Source organism: Starkeya sp. ORNL1, assembly GCF_012971745.1.
GTDB lineage: Bacteria > Pseudomonadota > Alphaproteobacteria > Rhizobiales > Xanthobacteraceae > Ancylobacter.
In genome coordinates this window covers 2,927,228-2,948,245 of sequence record NZ_CP048834.1, presented here as the reverse complement: position 1 = coordinate 2,948,245, position 21,018 = coordinate 2,927,228, and the positions used below count along the sequence as shown (strand labels likewise).

Sequence of the window (21,018 nt, the reverse complement as noted above, 5' to 3'; positions counted from 1 at the left end):
CGTCACCGTCATCAGCACCGGAGACGACCATGCCGAGCGAGCTAGCGCCCGCCGAACGCTATTCCATTGTCGGCAGCGATGAGGATGTCGACGAGGTCATAGAGCTGTGCGACGGCGATCCGCGCGAGGCGGTGCGGGTGCTGCTGCTGGCCTGCGCGGCGCTTGAGGAGGATCTGCGCCGCGCCGAGCACAAGCTCTCCAACGGCTATGTGCGGGGCCGGCGGAAGGCGGGTGTGTGATGGTGTTCATCCTTCAGCGCCGCAGCGTCGGCATCAATCACGACAACTACTTCGTCATGAGCGGGAGGGCCGAGGTCGGTCACATCTGGCTCGCCCACGGCTATGATATCTGGCACTGGAACATCATCGGGTTCCGTATCCATCCGCTCGAGGTCGGCCCCGATCATGGCGTGACGCGCACGCGCGAGGAATCCATGGCGCAGTTCGCCGCCCGCCTGCGCGCCGGCCTCGCCTATGCCGGCTTCCGCGAGATGGAGCCCGGCGAAATGCAGATCGAAGACGAGAAGCCTGCAACATGAGCAAGCCAGACCTGAAACTCGTGACGCTGCGCACGCATCCTCGCGTAAAGGCCGCCCGCGCCGAATGCCTGGCCATGTTGAAGGACATGGAGCGCAGGGTGCGCGCCGGCGACATCGAGAGCATCGGCGCCGTCATGGTGACGCGCGATGGCCGTGTGTTGCACCAGCGGACGGAGGTGACCAGGCACGCAGCGATGCTAGGTGGCATCACCCTGCTGGAGCGTGACGTCCTCGCAGCCGTCGACGATGTCGAGGCGGCGGAGGGCTAGTTCGCCAACCGTGCGCGAAACTCGGGCAGGGATCTGAGGGCAAAGTCGATCAGCTCATCCTTGTTGCCGATCTCTGCATCCGCGCCTTCCATGATCGCCGAGGCGAGCCGCTGGCGGAGTTCCTCGCTCGGCAGCGCGCCGGTCACCCGGCAGGCCGCTTCGGTCGCGATATCAAGGCACTGCTGAAGAAAGGCAATGGTCTCCGGATCATAACCTTTGCTTCTGAATGGCATTGTGCTCCTCCCTGAATCCGCTCCTCCGCGCGGATATTGGTAACGCAAAGCCGCCTCGCAACATCCTTTGATGGCCGCCCCTGACCGGGCGGCTTTTTTCGTTTCACAAACCGGAGATTCCCATGGTCACCATTACGGCCGGCCAGTTGCGCACGCTCGCGCCGCGCGGGCGCGCCGATATCCTCGACGCCGTCGCCCGCGGCGACGCGGTGCTGGCGAAATACGCAATCACCACGCCCTCGCGGCTGTGCCACTTCCTGGCGCAGATCGCCCATGAGAGCGCTGGCTTCCGCACCACGGAGGAGTACGCCAGCGGCGCCGCCTATGAGGGCCGGCGCGATCTCGGCAATGTCATCCGCGGCGACGGCATTCGCTACAAGGGGCGCGGCGTGCTGCAACTCACCGGCCGCGCAAACTATCGCGCCTATGGCAAGCGGCTCGCGCTCGACCTCGAGGGCAATCCGGAGATGGCGGCGGTGCCGGCCATCTCGCTGCAGATCGCCTGCGAGTATTGGAAGGCGAAGGGGCTGAATGCCCTGGCCGACCGTGACGACATTACCGGCATCACCCGCAAGATCAATGGCGGCGCGAACGGGCTCATCGATCGCAGGAAGTATCTCGCCAAAGCCCGCGCGCTGTGGGGTGCGGCGCCGATCGAGACGCCGAAGTCCGAAGACGAGGTGCGCGAGCTGCAGCAGGATCTTGTCGCCCTCGGCTATGAGCTGACGGTCGACGGGTTCGACGGCAAGAAGACCGAAGCGGCGATCAGGGCCGTCCAGAAGCAGGCTGGGGTCCTCGTGGACGGCTTGGCCGGCCCCGCGACCAAGGATGCCATCCGCAAGCGCCTGGAGCGCCGCACCGCGGGCGGCGAGCCGCCGGCCGACAAGACCATCATCGACGTGCTGAAGACGCCGGAGGGCATGGCGACGGGCGGCGGCATCCTCACCACCATACTCGGCGCCGCTGCCAATCCGGGGCCGTTGCAATGGGCCATCGCCGGCGTCGTGGTGGTGGCACTCGCCGTCGGCGTTGCCTACCTGGTGCGCTCGATGCGGAGGGCGGACGCATGACGTGGATATTCACCACCGTCCTCAACTGGTTCACCGGCGGAGGCTGGAAGGCCCTCGCGGAAATCTACGCCAAGGGAAAGGATAGCGCCGTCGAGAGCGAGCGCATCCAGGCCGACGTCGCCAAGGCGAAGCTGGACGCCATGATCGCCGCCCAGGCGCAGGCCACCGAGGTGCGGCTGCAGACGTCCGGCTTTTGGGAGATGCGCGTCCTTACCTTCCTTATTGCCGGTTGCTTCGTTTTGCACCTGGTGCTGGTGACGGCCGACACCTGTTTCCAGCTCGGCCTCAAGGTGCCTGCCTTCCCGCCACCCTTCGATGAATGGGAGGGGCAGGTGCTGCTCTCGTTCTTCGCCCTGCAGGCTGGGCTCAAGGGTATCGACGCGATCGCCGGCGCCATCGGCCGGCGGAGGGGCGCATGATGCAGGGGCCGGTGACCTGGGAAACATTGATCGGCATGGGCGTCATCCTCGGTGCCGTCATCGGTGTCTGGCTGCGGATCGAGTACCGCATGACCACAACCATTGCTGAAGCGCTGAAGCCGCTTCGGGATACCCTGCAGCATATCGAAGGCCGGTTCACCGCGAGCGACACGCGTATATCCGCGCTGCATGCCGAGGTGCGCATGCTCGAAAAGTCGCTTGCCGACCACAAGCTCTATGCAGCCGAGCACTATTCGAGATTGAGCGACGTCCGGAACGTCCGCGACGAGGTGATCGAGCGGCTCGACAAGATAGAGCGGCGGATCGACGAGGCGGTGAGGGTGCCGACAACGCCGGCGAGGCCGCGCGGATGACGGCGCCGGCCGCCATCATCCGTCCGGGTACGCTCATCGTCTCGATGCCTGCCCGCGCGCACGACAACCTGTTCTGCGGAACCGCGGACGAGGCCGAGGCCTTCGCCGCGAAGCTGATCGAGGCGGCGTGGGATGCGCGGCATCCGGCGCCAGCGGCCGCCGGCAATCGAAACGACATTGCGCCGCGCGCGCAAAGGGAAGCCGCCGACTGACCGTCCGGCGGTGACGTGCCTGCGCCTTCTCCGGGCGTTTCCTCTCAAGACTTGCCCCGCCTCTCCTTCGGGAGGGGCGGGGCATTTCTGTGTTGCTTCCTGGATGTGCTGCAGATTTGGCTTCCCAAGGGAACCAGATTACACATAACTGAACAAGGCTTATGTTAGCAGCCAGCAACGCGCGAGGTTGAAGGCTGTCTGATGGCGGGATCTGTGAATGTATAAAGCGCTTGAGATTAGTCATTTTAAAAGTGTCGAGCAGGCGTCAGTTGAATTCGGACAAATAAATGTCCTTGTTGGTGGCAATGGAACTGGTAAAAGTAACGTTGTAGACGCGTTAAGGTTTGTTCGAGATGCGGCCATGCACGGGTTGGATCGAGCGATATCTGACAGGCATGGTATAGATAGTATTCGGCAGTGGTCTCCCACGAGGCCATTTCGTATAAGAATTGCCGTCGCCTTTGAAATCGACGACGGAAGAGCCGCATACGACTTCTCTATTGATTCGAAGAATGGACAATTCTCGATATCGAAGGAAGATGCGTTATTGGAGCACGTTCAGGAGGTTTCTTCCGAGGATGAGGACGGAAAGCCTGAAGATTATTGGTTTATGGCGCGTACGCGACTTCTGCGCGCATTAGATGGAAGCTATCAGATCACGAAGCAGCAGGTCGGTATCGAGCCGACCGACGGCCCGCCAGATTGGCGGCTATTGGACAAGGCTACTGCCACTGGCTCTGGTGGCAAATTGGATCAATCCGATGACCTTGCGTTGTTCACGCGTCACGCGTGGGAATTGACTCGACTTCGGAGGGCTTGTTCCCAGTTCCAAGCCTACTCAATATTTCCGAATACGCTTCGACAACCGCAAGAGCCTTCGAATGAAACGTATTTATTACCCGAGGGTCGAAATCTTGCTTCCGTTTTTAAGCGAATGCGTCGAACCCGGCGCGGTGTGGAGGCAATAAATCAAATAACCGAAGCCATGCGCAAGCTTCTTCCTTCTCTTGAGCGAATTAGCATCCTAAGTGTTGGTGGCTATCTCGTGCCTCAGTTTCATATGATGGAAAGAGAAAGGCGTCATATATTCAATGTATCGCAGCTCTCCGACGGCACCCTCCGTGTCTTTGGTCTGTTGACCGCGCTGTATCAGGAGCCAAAACCTGATGTTATTGCGCTGGAAGAACCTGAGCAGACTATAAATCCTGGAGTATTGCCAGTATTGGCCGATTCGATCAAGGAGGTTAGCAAAAGAACCCAAATTTTCATAACTACGCATAGTCCGCATTTGTTAGATCAGTTTGATCCAAATGATGTGATTTCTGTAGATATTGAGAATGGAAGGACAAGGGTTGGTAAAGTCGGTCAGGTACAAATTGATGCAGTGAGGCATCGATTATTCACCCTCGGCGAGTTGCTTATTTCCGAGGGCTTGCATCCGTGATTCGATACTGCAAGCGGCCAGTTCTAATCGTTGAAGGGCAGGGCGATAGTGAGGCTATTCCCGTTCTAATGCGTCGAACGTATGAAATCAACGAGATCTACGACGTGTACGCAGCGCCCCGACCCAAACAGATTGGTTCTATCCCAAGATTTTTAAGGGAAGGCGAGATGGAGCGCTGGATTCAATATGGGCTCCAATCAGACGGGGATTCCGTGCTAGTCGCGCTTGATTGCGAGGATGATGATCCAGAGGCAGTACGCACCGAAGTATCTCGGCGATTGCATACCATGAATCGATGTAAAGATAAGAAAGTCGCATTCGTGTTATTTGTGCGAGAGTACGAAACAATGTTTTTGCACGGGATCGACGAAATAAAGATGACGTACCCCCAAAATGGTTGGATACCCGGCGCGAACTTAGAGCTGCAGCCGGAGATGTATCGTGATGCAAAAGGCTCGCTGTCGCGATTAATGAATAATGACTACGCATACAAACCAACACGGGATCAAGCTAGATTCAGCAACTGCTTGGACCTTCCCGTGCTCAGGGAAAAGTCGGAGTCGTTCGCTCTGTTTGAGAGAATATTATTGGGGTTAGCGAACGGAAGTGACAGGACTGTAATCTAGAATATAAAATCTATACTTGTAGGCGGAGATCTTCCTTTGAGCTCCCTCGTGCCACGACCTCCAACGCATCACTCGGCAACGGCCGCTGCAGCGCCTTGGCCTCGGACCATGGCGCGCGCATCCAGACGTCGTGTTCCTCCTCGGTCGTGAGGATCACGGGCATCGCCTTGGCGTGGATCGGCCGCACCACCTCGTTTGGTTCGCACGTCAGGAAGCCGTAGAGATCGGCGGTGACCTCACCTTCCTTGGCCTTCCTCACCGAGGTCCAGGGCGTCCACAGGCCGGCGAAGAAGGTGAGGGGGCGGCTCTCGTCGAGCGCGAACCATACGACATCGCGCTTGCCGGTCACCGGATCCGGCTCGGGCGCGTACTCGCTGAACGAAGTGAAGGGCACCAGGCAGCGATGCGCCTCGCCGGTCCAGCGCAGCCAATGCTTGCTGGAGAGGTTGCGGATGTTGGTGACGCCGGCGTCCGGCTCCATCCGCAGCAGCTCGGTGAAATCGACCGGCTTGCCCTTGGCCTCAATCTTCGCGGCGCGTTTCTTGGCGGCTTCGAACATGACATTGCCGGCCGTCGGCATGCCCCATCGGGCGGAGGCAAGTTCGCGCCCGTCGACGCTGTTGCGCACGATCGGCGCCGGATAATCCGGAAACACGCTGAGTGTGGGCGGCAGATTGCCCAGCCGATCGATCAGCGCCCGCGTGATGCGGATGATCGCTTCCTGGTTCGTGGTGATGCTGTAGAGGTTGCACATACCTCCAACCTAGCCGCGCCGCCTGCGCTTCGCCAAGCCGGGAAGAATGGCCCACTCGGCCGTGCCCTGCCGAGTGGGCCGTTCCGATCAGCCATTCTGCTGGATCGGCTTCGCCTTCTTGCCGGAGAAGTTGGCGCCGGCGGTGACGGACGAAAGCTTCTCACCTTTGATGAGGCGAGGTGCGGTATACGACTTCATTGGTAGGCCCCCAATTGCTAGAACGTTAGCCCGCGAAGCTTGGGAGCGGTTCAATCGAGCGTCAACGTTAGATGAAGGCACTTTCCGAAAGACTGCTCATGTGTTGCACAATGGCAGCTTTCTGCGCATCGGGCTACCGAGCGCTCCGAATTGTCATGTCGCGCGGGCGACACAGGCGCCCTGAACCAAGTGCTAGGCTGGCCGTTGGCGTAGACCTCGGAAGCTCTCCGATCCGGGGTCTTCATGGCGCCTGCGCCACCCTACTTGACGGTCGGGGTGGCGCTTTTTTGTGTGCTGGCAGCAGCTTCCGGTTCGAAGATCTGTATCGTTGCGACGTCGGGCGGGAAGGCTCAGTGACGAGGTGGCCTACCAATCACCTTGAACTCCGCCTCTTCGCCCGAGGCGTTGCCGATTTCAACGGCAATAGGGTCGCCGTCAGTGAGCACAAGCACGGCTCGGCCATTTGCCCGGGCTTCCGCTATTGTGAGCAATTCGGCCGTGAGTTTCCCTTCGCTCACCAGTTCCCCGGCGCTTGGGCCCGTGACGCGCCGCCAAATGTCGAGATGGTAGGTGGCGGTCGATGAACCCGAAGATCTGGTCCGAAGCCAGCCGCTACCGGCAAGAGTTGCCAAATGCTTCATCGAATTTGTCCAAGTGCTACACTGTGCGACTTTCCAAGCATGCTTGTGAACAATGGCTGAATGGTGCCGACTGATGGGCATGATTTACGCGTCCACCTATGCTGGTCGACTCCCAGTTGCAGCTATGCTCGTCTCCCGCGGCACCCAGACAGATTGGCATTTATCTTGAGCGCGGCCAATCGCGTCGCCCAGGCTTGAAATCATCAATGGTCGTGTCTTACTTCGTACGCGGTATAATCCCGCTAAAGAGGTTGGATATGGAATATATCGCTTACATTTTTGTTGTATTTATTGTTGCGATTGCGGTGTGGATGGCGACATCTATGCGGTAGACCTATTTTTTTCGAGCAGCGTCCCGCTTAAACTTCCTTTTCGCGCTAGAGACGGCCATCGAGGTTCATAACCTCGCTATGGTCTGCGGACTCGCGCAGGCCCTTAAATGAGGCGTGCCGTAGCTTGTCGTCGTCGGTCCAGGCCCGGAACTCAATCTCGGCGATCAGCACTGGATCTACGAACACCGCGCGCTTGCGTTTGAGCTTGACCGGCGGTGTTGTTGCCCGGAGCGCGTCGAGGCGCTTCTTCAGATCCGTTAGTTCCTGGTGCGTGAAGCCCGTGCCGACGCCACCGACATAGACGAGTTCGCCGCCGCGCCGGGCGGCCAGCAGCAACCGGCCGATCATCCCGCGCATCGCCACCGACGGCTCGTACCCAACGATCGCAAAGCTGTCGCTCTGCACGCATTTCGCCTTGATCCAGTCGCCATTCCGGCCGGAGCGATATGGCTTGTCGAGGCGCTTCCCGATGATGCCCTCAAGCCCGAGCTTGCAGGCGTGCTTGAGAAGGGCACTGCCGTCGCCTTCGATTTCCTCGGACAATCGGATGAGACCATCCTGGTTCAACATGGGATCGAGCAGCCGCCTGCGCTCCGATAGTGGCTCGCGCGTCAGGTCGCGCCCGTCGAGATAGAGCAGGTCGAAGGCATAGAAGATCGCCTCGCGCGCGAACCGCTTGCCGCCGCGGCCTCCCAAGGCCTGCTGCAGGCCTCCAAAATCAGAGCGGCCCTGTTCGTCCAGCACGACGGCTTCGCCATCGAGGATCATGCTGCCGGGGCCGAGCTTGCTGGCTGCTTCAGCGATGTGAGCAAAGCGGGTGGTCCAGTCGTGCCCGCCTCGGGTGAGCACCCGAACGCCACCAGGCTCGACATGGATGGCCAGCCGGTAGCCATCCCACTTGATCTCGAAAGCCCAGATCGGGCCGACCGTCGGCTTAGACACGAGCAGTGCAAGGCAAGGCTCGATTCGTGCCGGCATGGGATCTGTGCCGGCCGCCTCATGTTTCTTGCCTCTCGTCTCCATGGCGGCCTCACGTCAGCGGGGCGAAATGGTTCAATACGCCGTATGCGAGCTGGGAAGACCAGCCCACCCGGCGGCGCTAGCCGATCACGCGCAGCCGCGCCGGTTATACCGCTTCCTCGAAGCGAGAAGGAAGCTGAGGAGCGGCGGGGGCTCCGCGCCTGCTGCCAGTATGTCCGCTTCGTCCGCTGCGTCGACGAAAGCGGCGCGGAAGAACGCGACTGATACCGCACCTTCCAAGGCGGCCAGGCCGATCACCTGCGCTGACAGGTGCAGGTGAGTGCCGCAAAACTGGTCCGGCCAATCGAAAATGAGGAACGACATCGCTGTTCGCACGTCATCCAACGCAAGCTCAGTCTGACGATTTTCAAGCACCCATACTGGCAGCATGCGCATGGCGGCGCCTTCGTTCGGTTCCTAGAGGAGCTTGGGATAGACGGGGTCGAGCACGGTAAACGCCGCGCCCTGGTCGTGTATGTCGCTCAGTTCGATTTCCAGCGACTCGCCACTTGTGAGGGTGAGAGTGGCCCGGCCGTCGTTCGGCCCGGCGGATAGCGATTCCGCGGTCAGCACGCCGTCGGCGACCAGATCGCCCTTCCGAGGCTTCCATACGTCGATGCGGAACAGAGCGGCAGCTGACGGCAACGAGGGCGTCGTCAGCCATCCGTCGCCGGCAATCATTGCGATATGTTCCATTCCTGCCTCACCGTTTCACGGCACGCTGCTGGGAGATCCGCGCGACCCGGCGCTTTTCGATCGACGTGAGAATGTCGGCTTCCCCGGCCGCCTCGATGAACGCGTCACGGAATTCTTCTGGCGTCCCCACGCCCGAACCCTCCATGGCGGCTAACGCGGCCAGTTGGGCTGCGATGTGAAGTTTGGTGCCGCGATATCGACGTGGCCACTGGTGCAGCATGAAGAGGGCAGCGCCCTCCACATCCGCGAGTGTGCGCATGAAACCATTGTCCTCGCACACCATGACCGGGTTCATTCGAATCTGTGCCATGGCGGACTCAACGTGAGCCGGGCGAATCAGTTCAAGCCGACGTTCTCGGCAGGCCCCACCAGGCGGCAGGGTTTCTCCATGGCAGGACGCTAATAGCAGTCTGCGCAGCACTCTTTTGATGTTGGAGGATGCCATTTCCCGGTGCGATAAATCGGCATCACCCAGGGATGGAGGTGGGCCTTGAGAGGTCAGTTCAAGGAGCCCCGGCGAATAAACCCTAACCCTCCAAAAAAGACGACGCTTGCGGAGGCTACAGACCTCGTGAAGCGTGAAGAAGAAACTCGCCAGGCCGAGCAGGCTAGAAAGACTGCGCGGCTTCGGGAGGAACGACTGCGGCGCGAAGCCTCATCAAAGGCATAGCCGGTAAGGCGCCGCCGCGGCGTCAGAAGAACCCGAGCGACGCCTTCACCGACACCACGAGCGCGCGGGTCCGCTCACGGCAGAGCCTAACGTCACGGGCGACGCACGGTTCGATAACCGACGAAAAAGGGGGTACCTGCGACCGGATTGCCGCAGTCCGACTGAAACGTTCAGCGTCTTTCAAATGCCGCCGAAAATTTCGTCGACACGCCCGGGGAAATGGCCGACCGTGAATTTCGCTTTCAGGCCGACGGAGTTGAACGCTTCCCTATGGACCAGCAGCTAGAGCAGCGGGCGCGAGCCCTCTGTGCCGCGGACGTGGACGCCGCCGATCCTCCAGTGAAGGACCGCCTAGCCTGCATCGAACGCTACTGGCTTGTAGTCGCCGCCGAGATTGCGGGCGGCCATATTGTGGAGCGGGGTGTCGCTCTCCCGGCCGATTTTGATGAGCGCCAGCGCGAGTTCGCATACCTTCGACGCCATCGGGTGTAGCGGCGTTCACCCGAGGAACGACTGAACGCCATCAGCCAAGCCGGGAAGGCGCTGCCGCGGTAGCAGACGGAGTTCCGAGCAACGCCCTCGCCGGCACCGCGAACGCTGGGGGCGATCCGCGGCGCTGATTAAACGTCGAGATGCCGTGGCCGGTTTCATGAGCGGATTGCATTGTAGCCGCCGTACCGGAGCACGGTTGGCGTACGCTGTTTGTTCGCCCACGATGAAGCATGCTGATTCACGATGAAGAAGACGCACTGCTGAACTACGGCCTGCGAACGACGGGCCGGAGTGTCGTGCTGCAAAAGATCGGTCGGCTAGAAGAGCTCGAGGCTTGGGTGCGGGACAACGCACACAGGCTCGATGCCGCGCTCATTACGGTGCGCAGCGGGAATCGTCGGACGATGTCCGATATCATCGGCTCACCCGTAGCGCCGCCCTCAGACCGTCGCCTGCTGCCTTGGTATGAAACCGACGGCTGGATCGATTCGGAGTCGAGCCATGCCGACGATTACCTATTACGTGGTGCTCCCGTTCGTTCGAGCCGACGACGGCACCCTCGTGCCGGACGAAGGCATCGAGGCACAGAATGAGCATCAGGCGAGGCCAGCTATTTCGTCGCATACATGAGCTTCGAAAATGGCCCGCTCGCGGTTAATGGGGTGGAACGGTCGAGAAAGCCGGACAGGGACAATCGGGCGCCACAAGGCTGCCTGTATTCAAATCGATTCCGCTTTTGGGAACCGAACTGCAGACGGCTAAAGTGGGAAAGAGGCCCCTTGCAAACCCTTGGACCGCTGTGTGAAGGCGCGCTTTCCCACTCTCTGTAAACCATTGATAACGCGATGCGTGCGTCGCCGTCCCTGGGCACCATTTTCTCGCTCGTGCACGCTCGGTAAAGCTCAAAAGTTGGGAAAAACCCATAGCTTAGCGCCTGCCTGTAGCTCGCCAAGGCTCCCCTGAGCCTGTTGGCACTCAGCGAATTTGTTGGCACAGTCGTTGGCATTCGCGGATGCCAACAAAACGCGATGCCAACAAGGGGCGCTGAAAATGCCGTTGACAGACATCGCGATCCGCGCCGCTAAGCCCTTAGCCAAACCGGTTAAGTTGACGGATGGCGGAGGCCTCCACCTGCTGGTGACGCCAACTGGTGGGAAGCTGTGGCGTCTTGCCTATCGATTCGACGGGAAGCAGAAGCAGCTAGCCTTTGGCGGCTATCCCGAGGTGTCTCTGAAAGACGCTCGCGCTAAGCGGGATGCCGCGAAAGAGGCCCTCGCGGCGGGCTTCGACCCCAGCACAAAGGCGAAGGTTGAAAAGCTCGTCAGGAAGATTGCCACGGCAAATACGTTCGACGTCATTGCCGATGAGTATCTGGAACGGCTGCGTGACGAGGAACGGGCGGCGGCCACTCTGGAGAAGGTACAGTGGTTGCTGGGTTTCGCACGCCCCTCTCTTGGGAAGCGGCCGATCAGCGAAATCAGTGCAGTCGAAGTTCTGGCGGTCCTGCGCACTGTTGAGCAGCGAGGCCGGTATGAGACCGCGCGTCGCCTTCGGTCGACCATTGGGACGGTCTTTCGTTACGCGATCTCTACGGCCCGCGCAGATAGCGATCCGACCTCCGCACTTCGAGGCGCCCTGACATCGCCGAAGGTCAAGCATAGGGCGGCCATCACCGATGCTAAGGGCTTCGGCGCTATGCTCTGTGTGATTGACGGCTTCGAAGGCCAGCCAACGACGCTGGCGGCGCTGAAGCTCATGGCACTCCTGTTTCCACGCCCCGGCGAACTGCGGATGGCGGAGTGGTCGGAATTCGACCTCGACAAGACCATCTGGGCCATTCCCGCCGAGCGCATGAAGATGCGGCGGGCACATCGCACACCGTTGCCCGCGCAGGCCCTTGCCGTGCTGCGCGACTTGCAGGCGATCACCGGCCGGGGACGGCTTCTGTTTCCCTGCGTGCGCACTACCACCCGCCCTATCTCCGAGAACACGTTGAACGCTGCGCTGCGCCGGCTCGGCTACGACAAGGACCAAGCGACGGCGCACGGCTTTCGTGCGACTGCATCCACAATCCTGAACCAGACTCTGAAGTGGCACCCCGACGTAATCGAGCGCCAGCTTGCCCATGTCGAGGGGAACGATGTCCGCCGAGCCTATGATCGTGGCGACCACTGGGATGAGCGCGTGAAGATGATGGCGTGGTGGGCCGACCATCTGGATGCGCTACGGACTGGCGCCAAAGTCATCCCGCTCGACGCCGGGCGAACCCAAGTGCGACTATAAAGCATTGATATATAATGATTTTTACGTCTTGTTCTTACTGCATATGAATATGAATGTCCCTTCCGACATGTGGACTCCTGCTACAGTTGCTACAATACTGCAGTTGCATTTAATGATTTGATTTTACTAGGTTTTATGAAAATGCACCTGCGACAGGCGGACGCTACAGTTGCTACGCTCCCGGGCGGGCGGCGGATGGCACGGTCATGGTCATCAATCGGCTCCACGAAGTTGGCGCCCTCGCCACTGACCAATTCGATGCGTCAGCAGCTGTTGCCGATCTCGTCGGCTTCGGCCTTGGGACGTCCCTCGTCCAGAACAGGAGTTGACCATGAGCCTCGTTTCGACGAGCCGGGTGTTCGATCCGGCACGACCCGCGCTGCGCCTTCTCAGGGGCGCCTTACGGCTCTTCGAGCGCATTCCCCATCGGTTTCGCCGGTATAGACAAGCCCGATTTTGTTGAGTTGGCATCTTGGCATGGCTGTATCGCCCAGCGGTCGGGATATCAGCATCATCTCTCCAGCCCGCTGACCTAGATTATACAGGTGGCGGGTAGTTCGACGGGAACAGGGCGCGCCTGAAGGCCGCCCCTTCCGAAGTGTCACGTCCTTACTCTAGCGAAGGATTGACGATGCCGGCTAGCCGCGCCGTCCGCTGCAGGCAAAGGGAACATGGGGTGCAGAAACCGGAATGTTCGATTGCGGATATCTCGCAATCTGGCCGTCCTGGAAGGGAAAGGGCTCTGCGTAGTGGAACAGATCCGCGTCCCGGCACTTTGGCTACTAGAGCCTGAATGCGTACCTACTGCGCCCCTCGCTCGGATTGGCGAGAATGCAGTGAAGCAAATTTCCCAAGCCGCACGCGGCGTAGCCGTCGTTCTCGTCGTCGAGGATGACGCTTTAATCCGCCTCTATGCCGTCACCATTATCGAGGAAGCAGGCTACCAGGTGCTGGAGGCGTCGAACGCGGAGGAGGCGATACAAATCCTGCAAGCGCGAAAAGATATTCGGGTGGTCTTCACCGACATCGACATGCCAGGTTCGATGGACGGCATGAAACTCGCGCAGGCTGTCCGAAGTCGGTGGCCGCCAGTCGAACTGATTCTAACATCAGGCCGATATGTCATAGGCTCCGACAGCCTCCCTGAGCGCGGACGTTTCCTGGCGAAGCCTTATTCTGAAGCAGCCGTCCTCCGCGCAATCGACTCATTCATCGAGTAAATTACAAGGCCGATGAGTGCATTAAACGCACGTCTCGGACACATGCGGCTTGCAAAATCTTAGGAATGCTGAGCTTGGCTGAGGGTTCGGAAGAGGTATCGAGGACAAAGCGACCCGCGTCCGCCTTTGAGGCGGATGCCCGCTTTATGCGTAGCGTGCTCGCGGCCTCTGACGATTGCATCAAGGTGCTAAGCTTGGATGGTGACCTCATCTTCATGAGTGAAGGCGGTCAGCGCGTCATGGAAATCAGCGATTTCAATGACGTGAAAGGTTGCCCCTGGCCGGACTTTTGGGAAGGGCAAGGCAACGGCGAAGCCCGACAGGCGATCGAAGCCGCTCGCGGGGGCCGCAGTTCAAGGTTCCAGGCCGGGGCGAACACGGCGAAGGGAAATGCGCGATGGTGGGATGTGCAAGTCAGCCCAATACTCGACGCAGACGGCAATCCCGAAAGCATCCTTTCCGTATCGAGAGACATTACCGCTATGAAGCTGGCGGAGGAGCGTCAACATCTCCTCTCGCTCGAACTCCAGCATCGCAACAAAAACACGATAGCGATGGTCCAGGCCCTCGCCAGCCAAACTTTTGCCACGGCCGAAACTCTGCCGCAGGCCGGCGCAATTCTACTAGACCGGCTCAGAAGCCTGAGCAGTGCGCAGGACCTGCTGGTGCAGACAGCGTTCCTGAGAGCGAACCTGCCAGATTTGATTACCGGTGCCCTTAAGCCGCACAATGAGTCGGGCCGAATAAGCATAAGCGGTCCCGACATCGAGATGTCGTCGAAGTGCGCGCTGGCGGTGTCACTGGCGGTCCACGAACTGGCAACCAACGCCACCAAGTATGGTGCGCTTTCGAACCGGGTTGGAACGGTGACCGTTCGATGGTCGATCTCCGATTCACCGGCGATGTTTCTGTTCGAATGGCTCGAATCGGGCGGACCGCCTGTGTTGGCATCGCCAGCAAAGCCCGGCTTTGGATCTCGCCTTATCGAGCGAGCGTTGGCCGGGTATCTCGGGGGCACGGCAAAGATCGACTACCGTCCCGGCGGCGTCGAGTTTGCCCTTCAGGCGCCGCTCGCCGCGATAGTTTCGGACTGAGCGCTGCCGGTATCAGAGGCACGCCAATTGCGGCGGCTGTGCAACACTTGATGGCGGTTCGCGCAACGGCAGTCGGATCCTCGTTGACCCCAATGTTTCCGTTCCGCAACTTTAGCGGTCTAAGGATGCAATCGATTTGGGGGCCTACCTATGAAAGCCTACACCGCACCTCGCTTAGCAAAAGCCGGCAAGCTCTCCTCTGTCACCGCTGGCGCCAGCTTTTCCGGCAAGAAGGGCAAAGTCATCGACGGCTAGCCAATAACGCTCAGCCGGCCGCATGGCCGGGTGAGCTGCGCTTCATTGGCGGGTCACCGGGGGCGGTCGATCATGGCCGCCCTCAGAGTGCCGGCATCTTGCCCGCGACGACGAAGTTCGCGTCGCCGTCGGTCAGCGCCAATCCGGTAAGGCGAATATCAAGCGCTTCGCCGGTCTCCAGAATCAGGACCGCGCTCCCGTCAACGCGCGCGACGACCAACGCCCAGGGTTCGGAGGTAAGGGAGCCGCGTGTCGCCAACTGTCCCCGTTCCGGGCCGGTCATGCGTCGGGAAATGACAATCTGGTAGCGGCCTTGAACCGAGCCTGCGTCGCGTGTGCGGAGCCAGCCGTTTCCTGCCAACGTCTTGAGATGCTGCATGACCGCTTTCTCCCGCCGCCGGTTAGGCAACGGGACTGCACTTGCTGTGTGAGTGAATGATGCCTGCCGTCCGATTGATGTGGCATGAATGAAAGTGCGGCGCGCAAGGATTGGTTCCGCTACGCACGACGGTTCCGAAGGTAGGAAAATTCGCGTTGGCGTTCTTCGAAGTCGGGCGGCAACGCGACGCCACGCTCGACGATATGGCCGCCCGCAATCTCGGCTGCGACGACCAGCCAATAGCGCTCAATAGCGGCTTGCCGGTCCCTCACCGGAGGATCGGCGGCGTCAATGTCGGCGGCGCACAAGGCTCGCGCCCGCAGTTCAAGTTGGTCATTCATTGCCGAATCGTAGCAGGTATGTTCCCCACGGGTAGCGCCCTGCCGGACACGCTCATCCGAGATTCGCACTACCTCTGTGACCACGACGTGCTCGACTTCCTTGAGGCCGCAATTGACCGTTTGATTGACGGCGGCCGAATCGGCTGGGTGTCGAACTCAGCCGCCGTCTAGCGGACAGCGTCCTAAACCGCCAAGCAGTGTGTGTTAAAAGAAAAAGCCACCCGGTCAGAGCGGCTTAAGATCGTCAGGTGGCGACGGCCAGAGAAATGCGGACTTAGCTATCGCATTGGCGGCTAATGACGACCAACCGCCCTCGCTACCGTAGCGGTATTCGGGACGCAGCCTAAGAGAATTGTGACAGTCAGTCGTCGGCGTTGGTTTTCATGAACAGGTCGAGTACCGATTCATTTTCGAAGGGGATGGCGCCACTCCCTATCGGGGGCTGGGATGGGAGTGGCGCCTGCACTCGGCATCAGAGACGGCGAGATATTGCATTGCACCACAGTGCCGGGTAAGAGGAAAGCCGGATTTCCGTCTAATTTTCAAGGAAGGCCCGCGACTATCGCAGAAGCGCTGAAGCAGCGCCTCGTGTCTGTCCGCCCACCGACCTGCCAAGCGCCACGAATGTCGATTGCCGGTCATTACCGAGCGGAGCAGGGATTGCCTCCAAAGTCTCTCCGCCACTGCGGCTTCGGCGTCGTCGGCCTTCAAGCAGTCCGAGTCGGCATAGATCGCACGGCGAATCAGGATTCGCTCAGAGAGGCTAAGAGCCGAGAGCTGCTTTGCGAGGTCGTCTTTTTCCTTCGCCTTCATGGGCATGATAGGCGGCACCAAACCCGCAGGCTCGCGACTCGACCACACAAGGGACATGCAGCCCTATGAAATCGTCACCCGTCGCGTAACAGTTTACGCTGGGGCGCTCGTGGAAATCCCGCTGGATGCGCCGGCCGACCTGCGCACGTGGACCTGTCACGCCTTCTTCGTGCCTAGTGCTACGGTTGTCGATCTGAGGCCCACACATCGACGGACGCAGGTTGACGGCAGTTGCTGGGCCTATGGTGGGAGGCATTGGCTGGAATTGACGCTGAAGGATATCGGGATGGCGCAGGGGCCTGCCGAAAAATCAACAGGCCCCTGGGCATCACCTTTCGATCACGCCGCTACATTAAGCGCGACCGGCATTTTAGCCGCTTAGCTCACCTTCACGACCGGGGGAATGATCCACGAGCCGTCCAGGATGGAGGGCGTGTTCTCGTCCGGCCAATAAAGCCGCAGCATCAGGTGAAACTTTCCTTGCGGCGCAGGAAGCCAGTTCGCTTCCTTCTCGGCCCCAGGGCTTTCGTTCTGGATGTAGATTGTGAGTGACCCGTCAGACTCCAGCTTCGGATTGGTCCGCATGCTCATTGAGTAGCGGTTGATCGGATTGGCGACGAAGAACATGCCCTCGTCGTACATGGTCAGCGACCAGAAACCCTTGGCCGGCGGCAGCTCACCCTTCTCGAACCGGAGGACATATTTGTTGGCCCCATTATAGTCCTCGATCACAGAGGGCTTCAGCGATGTGGGATAGACTGCGTCCTGAGGGCGGTTCGCGCCAAGACCGATGGCGGTTATCAGGGCCCGCTGGATGTAGTTGGTGCCGTAAATGCCCGCTTTGGTCGTGTATGACCAGCCATTCTCTCGCGAGAAGTCGCCGTCACGCGACAGGAAGTGCAGCATTATCCGATCGTACGAGAGCTGAGGCAGGCGCTTGTCCCAACCGCTTTCGATCACCTTCGGATTGAAGTCCTTCCCGGCAGCAAGGCCCATACGCACGAACCTCATCAAGGCTGGCGTATCCGCCTTTGATGGCGGATTGCGCTTCATGAGATCGGCCAGCAAGGTGAAGAATTCGGTGGCTGTGAGATTGTTGACCTGCTCTCGCACTGCCGTCTTCATGTCGATGGCCGGATCCACCTTCCCGGCCGGCGGCGTATACTCTTTGCCCCAGGTGCTGAGCGGTTGCAGCTTAAACTGATCCTGTAGCGCGTGGACTTCCTTGTAGTCTTCCGGCGTACCGGTGCAGTAGATGCGCCCGAGCATCCATACCATGCTCGTCGGCGACTTCAGCTGCAACATCCCGTCGGGAACCGTGCCGGTCCACTTCGGGCCGGTTACGAGCAAAGTCTGCGCCTGCGTCCCCGTGGTCCGGGCTCCGGGGACCTGAAAGACATTCGTCCAGGCATCGAGGAAGGGCAGCAGGAAATATCGACCCTTCATGTCGGGGATGCTGACGACCCATGGCTCATCGCCGACATCGAAGAAGGCCGTTGTATAGAGCGTGTCCGCATTGGGCGCCGTGACATCGCGAAAGGACGCATCGGGGTATTCTCGCAGCTTGATCAGCGTGCCCATCGGCGCGCGCGTGCCTTCCGGCTTGGCGACATTAGTGATGACGCGTCGCGTCATCTCCATCGTGACCAGCGGATAGCCATAAACGTAGGCGTCGGACGCAAGCTTGAAGCCGTCCGCGTCATCCACGAGGTCGGCAATTGGTCCGTCCCAGGCAAGGGCGCGCGTCGCAGCACCAGTGGCGGCAAATGCAGCGGTTCCCAGCAAGATATTGCGGCGAGATACGTTCATGATTAGTTGCCCCAATGCGTTCCATCAAAGCTCCGGCGATTGCTCGCGCGGCGACTTCAGAGCGACCCGTTCAGCACAGGCCCGTAGGCCTGTCAGAGAACAGACCCCTCTGTGCCGGGCACGATAATCCTCGCTCTGCGTCGAATGCTTGACACTTGAAGACACACCTTTGTCCGTTTCGGAGCGTGAATCCTTGCGTCAGAGGGCTGCTGGCCGCGGCCCTCGCAAGCATTGTCGGAAATCCAAAAAGGCGCCGGCGATTTCCGTGCAAGCCAACCCAACAATCTAGATCAGTAAAATGGCTGCGAAGCGAACGGTGAAGGCGCCGAGCCGTTGGGGCAGCTGCGAGAGCTTCGGCTGACACCTTCACCGCTCTTGTGCCGGGGGTCAGCCGGCACATCTCAGCCATCTCCTTCAAGTCCGAAGTGTTGTTGGCGTCGACCGATCTGGCGCATTGACATGAGCTTTAGCATCTGGTGGCGCTGACGACTTGACACCTTGGGTCACAACATTGACCGAAGCTGCAAGGGCTGGACGAACATCGAATATCTTGGCGCCAGATTGCGGGCTGACTGATATTCCCGCCGAATGTATATCAGCGCCGGCTGAGGCTCGACGCCGCTGAGTGCGATTGCCCGGTGGTGGTGAGGCTCATCGGCACGTCTCGCAGGCGCCGGCCGAGGGATGTGGGCCTCAACTAAGTGCGCTGGTTCTCGGCTTCGGGAGCTACACTCACTGCCTGCGGCGCACTACCACGAATGGCCTATCCTCATGAACGGCATCGGGCTTCATGAAGGTCCGGGCGAAGGCCGCAACCCCCAGCACGGCGGCGACGGCCGCCATGAAGTACAGCACGCCGTCAATATCAAGGCGGCGCATGATCCATGATCCGGTGAACGGGCCTATTGTGGAACCAATGCCGCTCACGAGGATGAGCCGGCTGCTGATTGAAACGACCCGCTCTCCCGACATGTTGTCCATCGCGTTGGAGACGCACACTGGGTAAAGGGTGGACATGAAGCCGCCTAGCACTGCGGTGACGGGCACTATAATAGCTAGCGTTCGGGGCACGTTGACGAGCAGGATTGCAGCGAGCGCGAATCCTATCGCCAGGGCTCCAAGTAGAGCGCGCCGGTCAAACTGGTCTGAGAGCCGTCCGACAGGCACTTGAAAGGCGAGTCCACCCAGGACCGCACTCAGCATGAAGAGTGAAATGTTGGCTTGAGAAACCTCGTTGGCCTGCATCCACGCGGGCAGCACCGCATAAAAAGTCGCGCTAACAATCCCCGCCACGGCGCACCCCAGCACGGCGAGAGGCGCCGCACGGTCGAGTTCACAGTATGGCAGATGCGTCGCCGCCGCGTTCGCCGGTGCTGTTGAGCTATGGGGAGGCTTTGCCAGACTTCCTCGAAAGCTTCGCGCCGGTCGCCGGGCTGCCGTATCTTGCCAACGTCGCCCGGCTGGAAATCGCGCGCGGGCAGGCTCATCACGCCGCGGACGCTGCCCCGGTCACGGCCGAGGCGCTCGCGGTGCTCGATCCCCGCCGCCCGGGCGTCCGTGTCGGGATCCACCCGGCGGTGCGCTTGATCCGCTCGGCCTATCCGGTGGCCACGCTCTGGGCGATGAATGCCGGTGCGCAGACCCCGGCCGCAATCGATGAGTGGAGCGACGCTGGGCTTTATCCGCGCGATCTGCGCCAGCGCGCCATGGTCGACAAATGGCCGGACTGGAGCATTTCATCATACGGGCCGCTGGAGCGGGAGCTCTACTGGGGCCTGGTCCGTACGCGACAGGAAGAGCGGGACATGCCGGCGTTGAACAGGATCGCTGGCCAACTGAGCTCGCTCTGGCAGATTGTCGACGCGCATCTATCCGGTCGCCGCTATGCAACGGGTGGCGATTTTTACGTTGGCCGATATCTGTCTCGGCGCCTATGCGCGTAGGTGGTTCGGTTTCGCCGGTATAGACAAGCCCGATTTTGTTGAGTTGGCATCTTGGCACGGCTGTATTGCCCAGCGGTCGGGATATCAGCTTCATCTCGTCAGCCCGCTGACCTAGATTATGCAGGGGGCGGGTAGTTCGACGGGAACAGGGAGCGCTTGGTCTCCTCGTCATTCACTTTCTTGAACTCATGGCCCTCGCCGACGCGCCGGGCTCGTGCGACCGCCGGGCGGCTGTCGACGGCCTGGAACAGACGCTTCAGGTTCGGGAAGGGGCCGAGCGGATCGTCCTCGCCCTTGCGCACGCGCGAGGCGCGATCGAGCCAGCCCCACGCAGACATGTCCGCGATCGTGTAGCTCTCGCCGACGATGAACTCGCGTCCCGCCAGGTGATCGTCCAGGACCTTATAGTGACGCTCGGCCTCGCGGCGATAGCGGTTCACGGCATAGCCGAGGCCTTCGGGTGCCGCGTACTGGAAATGCACCGCCTGGCCGGAGAACGGCCCGAGGCCGGAAGCGATGAAAAGCAGCCAGGATAGGAGTTCTGGCCGATCCTCCGGCTTGCCCAGGAACTCGCCGGTCTTCTCCGCCAGATGGAGCAGGATCGCGGTCGAATCGAACACCCGGACCTCCCTGCCGCCCGGTCCCTTGCTGTCGACTATCGCCGGGACCTTGCCGTTGGGGTTGATGGCGCGGAAGGCGGGCGCGTGCTGCTCACCCCGGCTGGTATCGACCGGGATCGCCTCATAGGGCAGCCCAGCTTCCTCGAGGTAGAGGGCGACCTTCGCCGGGTTCGGCGTGGGGTGAAAATAGAAGCGGATCATTGGCGTTTCCTCTCGGCGTGTCTTGAGCGGATCGACCACACGGGTAGCCCAAGCTTGAGTTTTATATCGTTC

The 21,018-nt window shown here is 60.5% G+C and carries 26 protein-coding genes; 14 read left to right on the top strand and 12 right to left on the bottom strand.

The features are described from left to right. The first annotated feature begins 29 nt into the window (after positions 1-29). From G3545_RS14050 to G3545_RS14040, 3 genes are read left to right on the top strand one after another with little or no spacing between them, the layout of a single operon-like run. Entirely contained in the window at positions 30-239 is a 210-nt protein-coding gene (locus G3545_RS14050; RefSeq protein ID WP_170013582.1) for a hypothetical protein, read from the top strand. Next, positions 239-538 carry a hypothetical protein gene (locus G3545_RS14045; RefSeq protein ID WP_170013580.1) on the top strand — a complete coding sequence of 100 codons (300 nt, stop codon included), beginning with the start codon at positions 239-241 and terminating at the stop codon, positions 536-538. The genes G3545_RS14050 and G3545_RS14045 overlap by 1 nt, the downstream gene beginning before the upstream one ends. After that, positions 535-807, top strand: coding sequence for a hypothetical protein (locus tag G3545_RS14040; RefSeq protein WP_170013578.1), 273 nt, complete (start codon positions 535-537; stop codon positions 805-807). Before G3545_RS14045 ends, G3545_RS14040 begins: the two co-directional genes overlap by 4 nt. Here G3545_RS14040 and G3545_RS14035 read toward each other — a convergent pair. After that, complete coding sequence (locus G3545_RS14035) at positions 804-1,088, bottom strand: hypothetical protein (protein WP_170013576.1); 285 nt, start codon at positions 1,086-1,088, stop codon at positions 804-806. The genes G3545_RS14040 and G3545_RS14035 overlap by 4 nt on opposite strands. Positions 1,089-1,162: 74 nt before the next feature. Here G3545_RS14035 and G3545_RS14030 point away from each other — a divergent pair, with 74 nt between their 5' ends. The 5 genes from G3545_RS14030 (at position 1,163) to G3545_RS14010 (ending at position 4,559) form a co-directional block, all read left to right on the top strand. After that, positions 1,163-2,110 (top strand): peptidoglycan-binding protein, encoded by a 948-nt coding sequence (locus G3545_RS14030; protein WP_170013573.1) that lies wholly within the window; start codon positions 1,163-1,165, stop codon positions 2,108-2,110. Next, positions 2,107-2,529, top strand: coding sequence for a hypothetical protein (locus tag G3545_RS14025; RefSeq protein ID WP_170013571.1), 423 nt, complete (start codon positions 2,107-2,109; stop codon positions 2,527-2,529). Before G3545_RS14030 ends, G3545_RS14025 begins: the two co-directional genes overlap by 4 nt. Then, a complete protein-coding gene (locus tag G3545_RS14020) occupies positions 2,529-2,903 on the top strand; it encodes a hypothetical protein (protein WP_170013569.1) in 375 nt (124 codons plus the stop codon). The genes G3545_RS14025 and G3545_RS14020 overlap by 1 nt, the downstream gene beginning before the upstream one ends. Then, positions 2,900-3,115 carry a hypothetical protein gene (locus tag G3545_RS14015; protein ID WP_170013567.1) on the top strand — a complete coding sequence of 72 codons (216 nt, stop codon included), beginning with the start codon at positions 2,900-2,902 and terminating at the stop codon, positions 3,113-3,115. Before G3545_RS14020 ends, G3545_RS14015 begins: the two co-directional genes overlap by 4 nt. 217 nt (positions 3,116-3,332) lie before the next feature. Continuing rightward, positions 3,333-4,559, top strand: coding sequence for an AAA family ATPase (locus G3545_RS14010; protein WP_170013565.1), 1,227 nt, complete (start codon positions 3,333-3,335; stop codon positions 4,557-4,559). 636 nt (positions 4,560-5,195) lie between these two features. On the opposite strand, the gene G3545_RS14000 is transcribed toward G3545_RS14010, so the two are convergent. The 7 genes from G3545_RS14000 to G3545_RS29905 form a co-directional block, all read right to left on the bottom strand. After that, a complete protein-coding gene (locus tag G3545_RS14000; RefSeq protein ID WP_170013561.1) occupies positions 5,196-5,939 on the bottom strand; it encodes an SOS response-associated peptidase in 744 nt (247 codons plus the stop codon). Positions 5,940-6,487: 548 nt separating this feature from the next. Beyond that, positions 6,488-6,778, bottom strand: coding sequence for a hypothetical protein (locus tag G3545_RS13995; protein WP_170013559.1), 291 nt, complete (start codon positions 6,776-6,778; stop codon positions 6,488-6,490). Positions 6,779-7,155: 377 nt separating this feature from the next. Then, on the bottom strand, positions 7,156-8,133 hold the full coding sequence (gene ligD, locus G3545_RS13990; RefSeq protein WP_170013557.1) for a non-homologous end-joining DNA ligase: 978 nt from the start codon (positions 8,131-8,133) through the stop codon (positions 7,156-7,158). A gap of 84 nt (positions 8,134-8,217) precedes the next feature. Beyond that, the gene (locus G3545_RS13985) at positions 8,218-8,526 is read right to left on the bottom strand and encodes a DUF982 domain-containing protein (protein WP_170013555.1); all 309 of its coding nucleotides are present in this window, start codon (positions 8,524-8,526) and stop codon (positions 8,218-8,220) included. A gap of 21 nt (positions 8,527-8,547) precedes the next feature. Next, positions 8,548-8,826, bottom strand: a complete 279-nt coding sequence (locus G3545_RS13980; RefSeq protein ID WP_170013553.1) for a hypothetical protein — start codon at positions 8,824-8,826, stop codon at positions 8,548-8,550. A 7-nt stretch (positions 8,827-8,833) separates the two neighbouring features. After that, entirely contained in the window at positions 8,834-9,136 is a 303-nt protein-coding gene (locus G3545_RS13975) for a DUF982 domain-containing protein (RefSeq protein WP_170013551.1), read from the bottom strand. A gap of 711 nt (positions 9,137-9,847) precedes the next feature. Next, complete coding sequence (locus G3545_RS29905) at positions 9,848-9,979, bottom strand: hypothetical protein (protein ID WP_281411718.1); 132 nt, start codon at positions 9,977-9,979, stop codon at positions 9,848-9,850. A gap of 510 nt (positions 9,980-10,489) precedes the next feature. Between G3545_RS29905 and G3545_RS29900 the strand changes: the two genes are divergently transcribed. From G3545_RS29900 to G3545_RS13960, 4 genes are all read left to right on the top strand, one after another. Next, entirely contained in the window at positions 10,490-10,618 is a 129-nt protein-coding gene (locus G3545_RS29900) for a hypothetical protein (protein ID WP_281411717.1), read from the top strand. 420 nt (positions 10,619-11,038) lie between these two features. After that, a complete protein-coding gene (locus tag G3545_RS13970; protein WP_170013549.1) occupies positions 11,039-12,271 on the top strand; it encodes an integrase arm-type DNA-binding domain-containing protein in 1,233 nt (410 codons plus the stop codon). A gap of 836 nt (positions 12,272-13,107) precedes the next feature. Continuing rightward, entirely contained in the window at positions 13,108-13,491 is a 384-nt protein-coding gene (locus tag G3545_RS13965; protein WP_246702828.1) for a response regulator, read from the top strand. A 146-nt stretch (positions 13,492-13,637) separates the two neighbouring features. Continuing rightward, a complete protein-coding gene (locus G3545_RS13960; protein WP_206151428.1) occupies positions 13,638-14,585 on the top strand; it encodes an HWE histidine kinase domain-containing protein in 948 nt (315 codons plus the stop codon). Positions 14,586-14,922: 337 nt separating this feature from the next. Here G3545_RS13960 and G3545_RS13955 read toward each other — a convergent pair whose 3' ends face one another. Further along, a complete protein-coding gene (locus G3545_RS13955) occupies positions 14,923-15,219 on the bottom strand; it encodes a hypothetical protein (RefSeq protein ID WP_170013543.1) in 297 nt (98 codons plus the stop codon). Between the two features lie 155 nt (positions 15,220-15,374). On the opposite strand from G3545_RS13955, the gene G3545_RS13950 reads away from it, so the two are divergent. After that, positions 15,375-15,731 carry a hypothetical protein gene (locus G3545_RS13950; protein ID WP_170013541.1) on the top strand — a complete coding sequence of 119 codons (357 nt, stop codon included), beginning with the start codon at positions 15,375-15,377 and terminating at the stop codon, positions 15,729-15,731. Positions 15,732-16,751: 1,020 nt separating this feature from the next. Here G3545_RS13950 and G3545_RS13945 read toward each other — a convergent pair. Then, a complete protein-coding gene (locus G3545_RS13945) occupies positions 16,752-18,182 on the bottom strand; it encodes a DUF1254 domain-containing protein (RefSeq protein WP_170013539.1) in 1,431 nt (476 codons plus the stop codon). 732 nt (positions 18,183-18,914) lie between these two features. Next, complete coding sequence (locus G3545_RS13940) at positions 18,915-19,475, bottom strand: MFS transporter (RefSeq protein ID WP_206151427.1); 561 nt, start codon at positions 19,473-19,475, stop codon at positions 18,915-18,917. A 47-nt stretch (positions 19,476-19,522) separates the two neighbouring features. Between G3545_RS13940 and G3545_RS13935 the strand changes: the two genes are divergently transcribed. Continuing rightward, positions 19,523-20,125 carry a hypothetical protein gene (locus G3545_RS13935; protein ID WP_170013537.1) on the top strand — a complete coding sequence of 201 codons (603 nt, stop codon included), beginning with the start codon at positions 19,523-19,525 and terminating at the stop codon, positions 20,123-20,125. A gap of 116 nt (positions 20,126-20,241) precedes the next feature. Here G3545_RS13935 and G3545_RS13930 read toward each other — a convergent pair whose 3' ends face one another. Continuing rightward, entirely contained in the window at positions 20,242-20,946 is a 705-nt protein-coding gene (locus G3545_RS13930) for a glutathione S-transferase C-terminal domain-containing protein (RefSeq protein ID WP_170018077.1), read from the bottom strand. Between the last annotated feature and the right edge of the window lie 72 nt (positions 20,947-21,018).